The organism is Candidatus Uabimicrobium helgolandensis (genome assembly GCF_041508025.1).
Lineage (GTDB): Bacteria > Planctomycetota > Uabimicrobiia > Uabimicrobiales > Uabimicrobiaceae > Uabimicrobium > Uabimicrobium helgolandensis.
In genome coordinates, this window is sequence record NZ_CP165719.1 from 1,040,776 (window position 1) to 1,052,638 (window position 11,863).

Genomic DNA, 11,863 nt, shown 5'->3' on the forward strand with positions numbered 1-11,863 from the left:
ATATCACTGCAATTGAAGTTTTTGCTTTAAAACAAGAGTCTTCTCGCTAGCGAAAATTGCGATTTGTTTGTGGATAGTTAAATAGCCTTCTTTTTTAATAATAAGAGAATAGTTTCCTGGCTTAACTTTGAAGTTTCCATGTACGAACTCGTCGTTTAAAGTTATTTTAGCTGTAGTAAAATTGTCAAACTCATCCGTAACATTTATGATAACATTGCGCTGTAACGAAATCAAGCAATGTTTAACCACATAAGGACGTTCACGTGGCATCACGAGCATGCGATCTGCGATTATTTTATAACCGAGACTTTCAATAGTGTATAAATAGCTTTCTGGTACAATCTTGTATCCACTTCTCAAACAAAGAGTCATTATTGACATTTCGCTTTTTAATCTAAAGATGTAATGAAAATCGTCTTCTGGTGGTACATCGTAGGATAATTTTAATTGCAACTCTATGAGCTTAGGATATAAAGTACAAGTTATTTCATAAGGTTCATGTGAAGGTGCTATTTCAATAGTTTTATTAATTGGTACATAACCACTACGTTGTATTCTTAGTTTGTATTTTCCTGGTTTAAAACTCTGTCCATTGACCTTTTCTCCATCAAGAGTACACAAGTCTGGATGAATACGCATTTTCGGAAAAGAAGCGCGAATTTTAGTTAAAACCTTTCTTCGCGAAGAAGTCAGAGTTCTTCTATAAACATAAGGTTTACTAGAAATAGGAATTGCAATATACTCAAACATTGGTTTATATCCGCGTTTTTTAACAACAACGCGGTATTCTCCCGCTCGTATTTTTTCACCATTTTTCACAGGATTACTATTGAGTAAAAGCTCATCAAGAGCGATTGTTTTTTGGGAATTATAATCGCTAGTAAAATACAGTTCGATTTTACGTAGTTGACCATCAGCAAAAACGCAAATATACAAAAAGATAAAACACAAATAGTTTTTTACCATAGCATACTCCTATCTTATCTACAAAGCTTGTAATGCAAACCATTTTTATTGTAGACAAAATAAAATGCTTGTTATTCATATTGAGATATAACGTAGTTACTTTGAAGTGGCTAAATTCGTTTAATAAAAACAATGAAAAGCTGTTAAACAAATAATTTATTTTTTGCGAGGCGCGCGCTAGTAACGAGAATTATGTACAAAACAAAAAATAGTGATAAGCCAACTCCTCCTATTCTCAAAGAGAGTTCGATATAATCATTATTAGTAAACATTTGACCAAAATAATCGCAAAGGAAAGCGATTGTTACAAGGAATGTTACTGTAAAAACTCCGAAAAGAAAATTGCCTTGTTTAGAAAGAGGGAGGTTGGCGATAAAAAGAGTAATAGCATTTAATTTTTGTGGCCCTAATATAGAACCAATGCTGAAAATTCCTCCGATTGTTAATACTAATACGCAAATATCAATAGCACGCGGAGAATTTTCGATGAAAATCAAAGAAATCGTTGCACTAACCATTAATAAAACACTAGCATAAAAAATATGAATACGCATAATGATTTCCTTTTAAAAGTAAGTTTTTGCTGCTAAAAATTTATTTTGTAAATTTATTCTAAGTGACCCGCCAAAAGTATTTACCCATTGGCATTTTGTTCTTTTATTTACTAGTTTTGTTGCTCCTTGTTTACGCAGCTACAGCTGCGCGCTCTCGTCGCGCCGCGCTAGAAAATAAAAGCCCTGCATTCAATGGGGAACTATTTTTGTCAGGTCACTTACATTAGCAAAGTTGATATAAAACTCAAGAAATAAATAAGTTGTTGGCAGTTCTGTCTTTCCAGATTGGGTACCCGTATTTTTTATTTAGGTAATTTTAGAATGAAACTTCGGGTTATTACTTTTTAAGAAAGACAAATAGGTTGAAAATTTCTCGGTCAGAAGTTTGTATGCCATCAGAAATACCTTGCGATTACTTATAGGTGACTGTCTATCTTTGGTTCAGTTATATTGACATAGAGAGAATATCTCTGTATAATTATAGCAATTATTATTGTCAGTTTGTATAGGGGAGAAATATGAAAAAAATTTTATTTTTTATTGTGATTTTAGGTGTGTTAGCTGCGGATTATTCAACAAAACAACTGAAACAAAAGCATGAACAGATGATACATTTTTTTGGTGATAGTCTATTACTTGAAGGAACGCATTCTTTTTTAATGCAGACCAATAAGAAAGCGCAAAAATATTCTGTTTATCGTAAAGGGAATGTTCTTTCGCGTTTTTGGAAGGAAAGTGATTGGGAGCTTTATCACAGTGTTTCTGTTATGGTCGAAAATAACAGTACAACAGTTCAAAACACCTACAAACTTACTCAAAATTTCCAAACACAAACGCTACAGTATTATACTTTTTTTGAAAAGCAGAAAAATGCCATTGTTTCAAAAGTCGTTATTGATCACAATGCTTCTACTTTTGAAAAAAAGCACTACGATACGATTTTAAAATGTACTACTCGGCAGGGACTAGCACTTGTACCAAAAATTATGGAATGTCCAGCGACAAATAAGATTAATTGCATTCTCGATGTTGTCCAAGGACAAGCTTCAGATCAAGTTGTTTCATGTATATTAAAAACTAACAGTACGGCACAAACAAGTGGAGTATATTGGCGTATTTTTTTAAAACCCCAAGGTATGGGATTTATGTCAGCGAAGCCTTTTGGAGCAAAAGATGAATGTACTACTAAAACAGGGTGCGTGCAATTTGTTATTCCTAGTGGATATAAAATTACTATAAAAGCAGCTGCTGCTCCTGGACATAAATTTGAATATTGGCAATATAAAGGAAATTTATTGAGTTTAGATGCAGAGTATTCTTTTGTTCCAAGCGCTGGAGGTGATTTAGTTGCTCATTTTAACAAAGAATAGATATTTACTAAATAATCGAAGTTAAATGGTCGGAGTCTGAGTAGAACAATTCCATAAAGGGGAGCAGTATGTTTCAAAAATTTGTATTGTTTATCGTTGTAATTAATTTTGTTGTTTCTCAAGTAAATATTTCTCCTTCTATTGATGTAATGGGCGTAGAAAACAAAAAGCATTTGTCTAAGGAAGAGCAACCAGTAATTAAGTCGTTCAATATGCCTGTTTTTGAGGGTTACCCCAAAAAAGCGGTAGGTGTCTCGGTCGAAGGCGGAATTGTTTGCAATATGGATGAAGATAGTTCATTAGAAATTATATACAATGTCGGAAACGGTATTTATGTTTGGAATTCAGACGGATCAGAAGTTAGTGGTTGGCCTCATATTTTTGATGATCCGATTGAGATTGCTCATGCAGCACCGGCTTTAGGAGATATAGATGGTGATGGAGAAGATGAAATTGTCGTTGCAACTATCTATGGCAAACTTGGCTCTCAAAACTCTAACATCTATGCTTTCGAAAAAGATGGTACTGTAATAGATAATTTTCCCATCGACAACCGCGGTCTTTCAATGCGTACGCCTGTACTTGGCGATGTAGATAATGATGGTGCGCTTGATATTATTGTCAATAAGAGATTGCGTTCCGTAGGAGAAATATGGGTATACAAAGGAAATGGTTCTGTGTGCAGCGGATGGCCGCAAGCCATGGGAAGTGTACCAGCTTCTAGTGCAACATGTGGTGATATTGACGGGGATGGCAAAAACGAAGTGGTTGTAGAGTCTTATCGTTCTTTATATGTATGGAAAGGAACAGGGAAATTGCTACCTAATTTTCCGTTTCGTTTGCGGGCAGGGATTACTAATTCATATTCTTCAGCGGTTTTGGCTGATTTAGATAATGATGGTAAGAAAGAGATTATTTTTGGTACTCATGAAACTGTTGGCGAACATGCTGGCTATGTCTATGTTGTAAGAAGCAACGGCTCTTTGTTTCCTAACTGGCCACAAAAAACTGCAATGTGGATTTTTAGTGCGCCTGCGATTGCAGATATCGATGGAGATGGACAGCTGGATATTGCGGTGGGTGATTTGGTTATGAGTTCTACTCCTGTGAATCAAGTATATGCCTGGGGAACAAACGGTAAAATGTTATCTGGTTTTCCTGTAGGTCCAACGAATGCCGTCCACAGTCAAATAATGATTGGAGATATTGATAACGACCAAAAAATGGAACTAGTTATTGATGATAATAGCACAGGTCTATATCACGCCTATAATCATGATGGATCTCCTGTAAAAGGTTGGCCAATCACTGCAGGAACAGGTCAAACATTTTTTCATACCCCAAGTCTTGTCGATATAGACCAGAATGGTACTTTGGATATTGTTGGGGCCGCAACAAACCACACGATCAATCCTCCGATAACAGAGATTTATATTTGGGATACACAAGTTCCTGTAGGGAAAACCGCAGTGTCGATGTTTCAATATAACACCAAACACAACGGAGTTATTCCTGACGCACCATAATGAAAAGCTTACAAGGTTATTATGGCGTATATAAAGTATGAGGCATTTAAAATTTGCCTAAATAGAAAAACAAATAGGCAAATTTTTTGCGCTATAATTTTCATCGCAAATACACGCATTTATAAATGTAGTGTTGCGATCTGTTTTTTGTCCAGCTTGATGGACATGTCCAAATATATGATATTTTGGACGAATTAACTGAACCCTTTTTAATAAATCTTTACATCCATCGTTTTTTTGGCTATTTTTGTCAAAATCTAAAATACCATAAGGCGGCATGTGAGTAATAAGAACATCTGTGTCCGTAGGAATTTTCATCCATTTTTCAACCAACAAATTTTTGTGTGTATGATAAGCCCAGTGGCAAGGGGTCCAAGGAGTACCATAAAATTTTATTCCTTCAATTGTAATGCTTTCGTCTAGTAAATAGACCGAGTTGTTGAAGAAGTCACCTAGTTGGTTGTGGTATTTTTCATAGCAAGGGTCATGGTTGCCAGCAATAACAATTTTATACTTGTGGGGAGCAGCATTCATGAATACGCTAAATTTTTCTAATTCATGTAGTCGACCAATACCTGTTGCGTCTCCTGCATGAATAAGCATATCCCCTTCAGGTAGTGTTATCTCATCGTGTTTGTTGTGAGTGTCAGACAAAGCTATAATTTTCATCACAATCCTATCTTTGTTTGATGGTCAATAAATAAAAGATAACCTGTAATCTGCAAAATTAGGTTTTTATCTTAAATGGCTCAATAGGCATGTAAATCCCCAGGTATTACCTTGAATATTCGCATACTAGAGAAGACCTTAAATTTCTATAAGTTGAGCTAAATACATTCAGTGGTCCACTAAATGTTCTTGAATAGGGCTTTACTTTACTAGTTGTATGACAATTGCGAAAGATTGCTGGTTATTTTTTTACGAAAGCCTAAATGTCGATATGAAAGTATAAGTTTTGAAAAGATGTTTTCGCAAGTGCGAAAACCGAGTATTTTTTACTGGACTTTAAAGCATCGAGAAATAAATGAATTACCGTGAACAATGTTTGCAAAACTGCGCACAGGCTTTAGGTTACATTGACAATAGCGAAATATTAAACATATCTTCTTCTAATGCCAATATTCAAGAGTATTTTCGAAACCAAAAACTTCTTTCACAGTCGCAGTTAAATTATCTGAAGTTATTTTTTATAAAATATGTTTTTTTGTCGGAAGCAAAAAATTTATGCGCTTTTCAACAATTTCAAATTGATACGATTTTAAGTAATGACATTCAAAATATAAGAAATAATCAACACCCGCAATTTGGATCCTTTGAAAAAAAAATCACGCAGCATCCTTCTTTTTCTCAAGTAATTCCCAAATTACAACAAACTCTAACCACTGAGGAAGTGAAAATTTTGAAGTTCATGCTTGGGAAACTTCAAGGTGCACCTCAGCAATCAGTTTCTTCTAGTGACACACAGAAGGGAAGATCTACAAGTAGTGAACCGGCGTCGCAAAAAATAGAAGGTATTCCTGCGATCTTAGGAGATTACAGAATACTAGAGACTATTGGTGTTGGAGGAATGGGAAAGGTCTTTAAAGCGTATCATCAAAATTTGGAAAGAGCTGTTGCTATCAAGGTTATGTTGAACCAAACTGAAACGGCCCGCAAGCGCTTCTTAGTAGAAGCAAAACTCACTGCGAAAATGCAACACCCAAATATTATTCCTATTCACGATATTAAAAGTGAAGGGCAGCTTGATTACATTGTAATGGATTTTATACAGGGGAAAACTTTGTCCGCTGTATTGGAACAAGAAAATTTATCGTTTGCAAAAACAATTGAAATTATAAAACCTATTATTTCTGCTGTAGCTTATGCTCATCGCTATCAAGTAATTCATCGCGATTTAAAACCAGCAAATATACTTTTAGAAGAAGAAACGTTTCGCCCAATTGTCATGGATTTTGGTTTAGCAAAACAACTAGAAGAAAAAGTAGACGATCAACTTACAACAGCAGGACAGATTCTCGGAAGTCCGCGCTATATGGCTCCTGAGCAAGCAGAAGCAGAAGAAGTAGATCACCGCGCAGATATTTATGCTTTGGGAACCATTTTTTATGAGATGCTAACAGGCAAAAGTGCTATTGAAGGTGGTAGTTTAGCCCAAGTTATATATAAAATTACTCAGAAAAAATATTTGCCACCAAGAAAAATCAATCCCGAAATTTCGATAGAAATAGAGAAAATATGCCTAAAATCGATGGCTTTGGATCGAGAAAAACGTTATCAAAGCGCAGATGAATTTTTAAAAGCAGTAGAGTTATTTGTGGATCACGGAAAGTCAACAATTCCATCTTCAGTTGACAATGAAAATAAAAAATTAGCAAAAAGAAAGAGACGCCCTTTACAAAGTACTGTTAGCAGATCTCGCGAAAGCGTTATTTCCAATCGAAAAACAGCTTCTACGCGCATAACACAGCATCAGAAAAAAACACAGAAAAACAGCGCAATGATTGTAATTTTAACATGCACGACAATACTTTTACTCACCACCTTATTTTTCTCTCAAAGTAGACAATCGACAGGTGAATCTAAATTACAAATAGAAAAAGAGCTAGCCCAAAAGAGACTCAAAGAAGAAAAACAAAAGTTTGAACAAGAATTACAAAAACAAAAAGAAAAAGCAGAAAAAGAAAAGCAAAAACTGAAGGAAGAATTGACAAAAAAAGAACAGCGACAACGCAAACCTGAAAGCCTTGAAGATCTAGTAGAATACAACGATAAAGGAGATTATCTAAAAGTAATAGTAAAAAAAATCTCACCTGCTTTACAAAATCTTCGCGGAAAAAAAAGACTAATTTTTTTAAGTTTCCGCAATACACGTGTTCGAGATGAAGACTTGCGTTATATACAGAACATTTCGCAAATAATAGCACTAGACTTACAAGAGACTAGCGTTGGAAATACGGCAATAAAATATGCTGCTACTCTAAAAAGGTTACAACATCTAGATTTAGAAGGCACTAATATAACAGGACAGTGTTTGAAGTATCTAACTAACTTCCAACTAAGAACAATAGATTTAGACGAGACCGAAATAGGTGACGATGGTATTTCTCATTTCAAAAATATCAAAAGTAAATTAAAGCAAATTAGTTTAGAAGGAACCAATATTTCTGATAGAAGTATACCTGTATTATCGTCTTTGACATCTTTAGCAAAATTAAAAATTGGACGGACGAAAATTACGCGATCAGGTTTTTTAAAATTGAAACGTTTGATGCCAAGATGCCAGGTGGTATATCGGTAACTTATGTGATTGTGAAATATTGTAGTATATCATCATCCCACAATCACAAATCCAGTGCGCTCCTTTGTCGATTTCTTTAAATAGCAGAAGGAACTCAGATTCGCAAGTAAAATCTGGCTTGAAACAATAGGTAGTGCTTTGAATGATGGCAGGCCCTAGTTAAAAAAATACACTTTCACTTTTATTCTATATCTAAAATTGGAGAGGCAGTTACTTGACAACAATTATTGTTATTTATTTAGTATTTTTGTTTGTTATCGTTTCATATACAAAAAAATACACAAAAACAAGCGAAGACTTTTTTCTGGCAGGAAGAAATTTAAATTGGTTGGTTGCAGGTGGTAGTATTGTTGCTACAGGTATTGGTGGCACTGCAATATTAGGATATGCTGGAGCGTATTACCACTATGGTATAGTATGGCATACTATGTTCAGTACGGCATTTATCAGTGCTTTATTCTTCGCTTTTTTCGTAGCGGAAAGAGTTAGGTCGATTGGAGCACAAACTCTTCCTGAAATATTAGGCAAATTCTATGGTGGGAAAACTTCATTGATTGGAGCGATTATGATTATCGCTTCTGATACTATCATTATAGCTCTTCAAATTAAAGCTATGTCTCATCTATTTGTCGCATTTTTAGATATACCAGAAGTATGGTCAACAATATTGTGCGCCATATTATTCACTTCTATATCTCTTATTGGTGGATTTTTAGGGGTCGCCATTACTGATGCGATAGGTACGTTATTTATTACAATAGGTATATTATGGGTTGCGGTAGTAAGTATGAATCTTGCAGGAGGTTTTCAAGTAGAAAAATACTTACAAAATTTCTCTGCTATATCATGGCAAAAAATGCTAGGTAATAATCTCTCTCTTTTCGGTTTACTCTTTGCTAGTCAGTCTATCATTTTTCAACGTTTGCATTCTGTAAGTACACCAAAAGACGCCAAGAAATCTTTATTTGTTTGGGCAGTTGGTCTTGTTTTAATAATGGGAATTTCTGTACCTCTTATCGGTTTTTCAGCTAGAGAAATTCTAGGAGAAAATCTAAAACCAGATCAAGTGATTCCAACTATGATTAAACAAGTGTTATCTCCACAATCAGGTGCTATTTTAGTTGCGGTGTTAATTGGAGCAATCATGACTTCCGCAAATTCCATGCTTTTAAGCGTATCTATGAATATAACTAAGGATATAGCAGAAACTGGATTTAATAAAAAATATGATGATAAGACTGTACTAAAAATGGGGAGAGTTTTTACTGTGATTCTCGGTTTTATTACTTATATTATCGCAACTTATATTACAAGTTTAATTGGAACTATTATTTTTGTATATACTGCAATTTCTGCCTTAGTTATTCCTCTTTATTCTGGAATTTTTGGGTTATCAAAACCATTGGGAGGATTCTTAAGTCTTCTATTTGGAATTGTCAGTGGTATTGGATGGTATTTGATTGGTCAACCGTGGGAAATTCACCCTGTAGTAGCATGTTACGTGTGCGGGTTGATTGGATTAATTATCGGAAATACTTTTGATTCAAAATAGCTAAACCATTGTTTTTGGGAGCCCCCGTGAAATAGTTAATTTAGTTGACATGGGGGCATCGCAAACCATAGAATTTCTAAATTGCACAGCGCTGAATGCATTTATTGATCTTTATAGAAATTTCTTTTTTGAGGATCTTCAGAGAGATATTCTACAAATTCATATTCGTTACCTGATGGATCATTATAATATATTCGCGTACGATACTTTTCTTCTGTTCTTGGATAACTAGATTGGTAGCCTTTTCCTTCCAACCTTTCTTGTACACTGTTCACATCTTGTACCACAAAGCCAATGTGATTAATACCTATTCCATTATAAGCATTACTAGTAGCTTTGCCATATGCTGCATTTAAGGCAATATAAGTTTTGTCGGTACCAATATGCAGCCATCTTTCATTTCCTGTTCCTCCTCCACCCCGCACTTGAAAATTAGGAAATGCTGTTTGCAAAAAAATAATTGCTTGGTCAATGTCTTCCACTGTTATATTTGCGTGTTCTAAATACATTTTTTTCTCTTTAAAAAGGATTATTGTGAGCACTTAAATTAGCGTAATAAGTTGTCTTTTCTTTAATCAAAAAATGTGCCAAATGTGTAAAAGAATCTCTTTGACTTGTAAAATAAGGAGTTTATTTATTTCTCTTAATTTAATTGTTACAATATGAATTGTTGCAAATTTGCAACAGAATGTCGTTGTTTTGTCTTGGTTATTGATTTTATTAACTATTTTATTGTTGCATAAAAGAAACAGGTGTTACAAGTATGAAACAGCAGCTTATTGAAAGTATACAAACTAAGAATAGTCTTGAAGATATTTTTGAGTGTATCTACGAAAGATTACAATCCGTAGTTCCTCATAGCCGTTTAGGTTTGGCTTTGTTTGATGATAAAACAGGAAAATTGGTACAAGTAAAAACGCGCTCTCGTTGTGGTATTTACCTTGACGACGGTTACGCTGCCGATATTTCTGGCTCTACGTTAGAAAAAATATTATATTCAGGTGAAGTACGCATTATTGGTGATTTAGAAAAGCATTTTGTTAAGCGTCCAAGTCACTGGACAGGGCTAATTCTAAAAGAAAGTTTAAATTCAAGTTTGACATTACCTTTAAAGCTAAATGACAGACCTATTGGAATTATTTTTTTTACCCACAAACGCAAAAATGCGTTTACTGAAAAACACATTGAATTTTTGACCGAGATTGTCGGGCAACTTGCTATTGCTATTGAAAAAGGAAAATGGATTAGTGATTTAGCTGAAAGCCAAGAACGCTATCGTCTTTTATTTGAAATGTCACACGATGGTATTTTTATCTGCGCTAGCATTGATAATGAATTTTTATCGTTTAATAATAATTTTCGTCAATGGCTCGGTTATGAATACGAAGAATTATTTTCGATGAGTTTACAGAGTCTTACTGATTGCAATTTACAAAAAGTACTATTCAATTCAACGTCTAATTTAGAGTTAAAAAACAAAAGCAGTGGTATTATCTATTTGGAAGTATACTTCACCAAAATAAAATATAAAGGTAGAGATTTAATTCAAGGTGTGGCTAAAAACGTCACCGAAGTTATTACCCTACAAAAACAGCTACAACAAAGAGATAATTTTTTCAATATTATCGGCAAAAACTACCAAATGCAGCAAATTTTTCAAACAATCGATCAGCTGCGGAATATGTCAACAACTGTACTTATAGGTGGAGAAAATGGGACAGGAAAAGAATTGGTCGCAAAGGCAATTCATGCCAGCAGTGGGCGTAATAAAAGCGCTTTTGTCGCAATAAACTGTGGTGCTATCTCAGAAAATTTAATAGAAAGTGAACTGTTTGGTCATGTAAAAGGAGCGTTTACTGGAGCAACACACCTACGCCAGGGACGATTTGAAATTGCTGATGGAGGGACTTTGTTTCTAGATGAAGTAGGTGAATTAGCACTAAATTTGCAAGTCAAATTACTAAGAGTTTTACAAGAAGGCGAGTTTCAAAAGTTGGGTAGTTCACAAACCCAAAAAGTAGATGTGCGTTTAATCGCTGCTACGAATCAAAACTTAGAAGAGTTGATTTCTGTAGGAAAGTTTCGCCAAGACTTGTATTATCGTCTAAATGTTATCGGCGTTTATGTTCCTCCTTTGCGCGAAAGAAGAGATGATATCCCTCTATTAGTTAAACACTTTATTAACAAATATCGCCAAAAAACGGGTAAAGATATTATATCGATAACAACAGAAGCTTTAAATATGCTTTTAGATTACCATTTTCCGGGAAATATTCGCGAGCTAGAAAATATTATAGAACATGCATTTGTAAAATGCAGCGCTGATAGTATTGAGCGCCATCACCTACCTAGTTACTTATTGAGTGTAGAAATGGATATTATTACTACTGCACTTCGAGATGATGCGCCACTTCAAAGGCTAGAAAAAGAACTTATTCAACATCTCATGGCAAAATACAATGGCAAAACATCTATAGTTGCAAAAAAGCTAGGAGTGAGTCGTACGACTTTGTGGCGAAAACTCAATAAATAAAACATTTTTTGAAACGAAATTTGCAAAGTCTATTTAGCTAGTTCTACTTTTAAAGATATGGAAC

Annotated in this window: 9 protein-coding genes; 5 read left to right on the forward strand and 4 right to left on the reverse strand. The window is 34.6% G+C overall.

Annotation, left to right across the window (positions count from 1 at the left end):
- Nucleotides 1-3: 3 nt before the first annotated feature.
- Together UABHE_RS03835 and UABHE_RS03840 are read right to left on the reverse strand one after the other, a co-directional pair.
- Nucleotides 4-966 (reverse strand): PEGA domain-containing protein, encoded by a 963-nt coding sequence (locus tag UABHE_RS03835; protein WP_372368905.1) that lies wholly within the window; start codon nt 964-966, stop codon nt 4-6.
- 143 nt (nt 967-1,109) lie between these two features.
- Nucleotides 1,110-1,520 (reverse strand): hypothetical protein, encoded by a 411-nt coding sequence (locus UABHE_RS03840; RefSeq protein WP_372368906.1) that lies wholly within the window; start codon nt 1,518-1,520, stop codon nt 1,110-1,112.
- A 518-nt stretch (nt 1,521-2,038) separates the two neighbouring features.
- On the opposite strand from UABHE_RS03840, the gene UABHE_RS03845 reads away from it, so the two are divergent.
- Nucleotides 2,039-2,890, forward strand: a complete 852-nt coding sequence (locus UABHE_RS03845; protein ID WP_372368908.1) for a hypothetical protein — start codon at nt 2,039-2,041, stop codon at nt 2,888-2,890.
- Nucleotides 2,891-2,958: 68 nt separating this feature from the next.
- Nucleotides 2,959-4,416: an FG-GAP repeat domain-containing protein gene (locus UABHE_RS03850; protein WP_372368909.1), complete on the forward strand. Its 1,458-nt coding sequence runs from the start codon at nt 2,959-2,961 to the stop codon at nt 4,414-4,416.
- A gap of 57 nt (nt 4,417-4,473) precedes the next feature.
- Here UABHE_RS03850 and UABHE_RS03855 read toward each other — a convergent pair whose 3' ends face one another.
- Nucleotides 4,474-5,085, reverse strand: a complete 612-nt coding sequence (locus UABHE_RS03855; RefSeq protein ID WP_372371565.1) for a metallophosphatase domain-containing protein — start codon at nt 5,083-5,085, stop codon at nt 4,474-4,476.
- Between the two features lie 355 nt (nt 5,086-5,440).
- On the opposite strand from UABHE_RS03855, the gene UABHE_RS03860 reads away from it, so the two are divergent.
- Entirely contained in the window at nt 5,441-7,714 is a 2,274-nt protein-coding gene (locus UABHE_RS03860; protein ID WP_372368910.1) for a protein kinase, read from the forward strand.
- Between the two features lie 214 nt (nt 7,715-7,928).
- Nucleotides 7,929-9,266, forward strand: coding sequence for a sodium:solute symporter family protein (locus UABHE_RS03865; protein ID WP_372368911.1), 1,338 nt, complete (start codon nt 7,929-7,931; stop codon nt 9,264-9,266).
- Between the two features lie 101 nt (nt 9,267-9,367).
- On the opposite strand, the gene UABHE_RS03870 is transcribed toward UABHE_RS03865, so the two are convergent.
- Entirely contained in the window at nt 9,368-9,775 is a 408-nt protein-coding gene (locus tag UABHE_RS03870; protein WP_372368912.1) for a VOC family protein, read from the reverse strand.
- Nucleotides 9,776-10,029: 254 nt separating this feature from the next.
- Between UABHE_RS03870 and UABHE_RS03875 the strand changes: the two genes are divergently transcribed.
- Nucleotides 10,030-11,799 (forward strand): sigma 54-interacting transcriptional regulator, encoded by a 1,770-nt coding sequence (locus UABHE_RS03875; protein WP_372368913.1) that lies wholly within the window; start codon nt 10,030-10,032, stop codon nt 11,797-11,799.
- The last annotated feature ends 64 nt before the right edge of the window (nt 11,800-11,863 follow it).

Excerpts from the sequence above, each read along its gene's own strand:
- UABHE_RS03835 (WP_372368905.1), bottom strand. The coding sequence starts at position 966 with ATGGTAAAAAACTATTTGTGTTTTATCTTTTTGTATATTTGCGTTTTT.
- UABHE_RS03840 (WP_372368906.1), bottom strand. The coding sequence starts at position 1,520 with ATGCGTATTCATATTTTTTATGCTAGTGTTTTATTAATGGTTAGTGCA.
- UABHE_RS03845 (WP_372368908.1), top strand. The coding sequence starts at position 2,039 with ATGAAAAAAATTTTATTTTTTATTGTGATTTTAGGTGTGTTAGCTGCG.
- UABHE_RS03850 (WP_372368909.1), top strand. The coding sequence starts at position 2,959 with ATGTTTCAAAAATTTGTATTGTTTATCGTTGTAATTAATTTTGTTGTT.
- UABHE_RS03855 (WP_372371565.1), bottom strand. The coding sequence starts at position 5,085 with ATGAAAATTATAGCTTTGTCTGACACTCACAACAAACACGATGAGATA.
- UABHE_RS03860 (WP_372368910.1), top strand. The coding sequence starts at position 5,441 with ATGAATTACCGTGAACAATGTTTGCAAAACTGCGCACAGGCTTTAGGT.
- UABHE_RS03870 (WP_372368912.1), bottom strand. The coding sequence starts at position 9,775 with ATGTATTTAGAACACGCAAATATAACAGTGGAAGACATTGACCAAGCA.
- UABHE_RS03875 (WP_372368913.1), top strand. The coding sequence starts at position 10,030 with ATGAAACAGCAGCTTATTGAAAGTATACAAACTAAGAATAGTCTTGAA.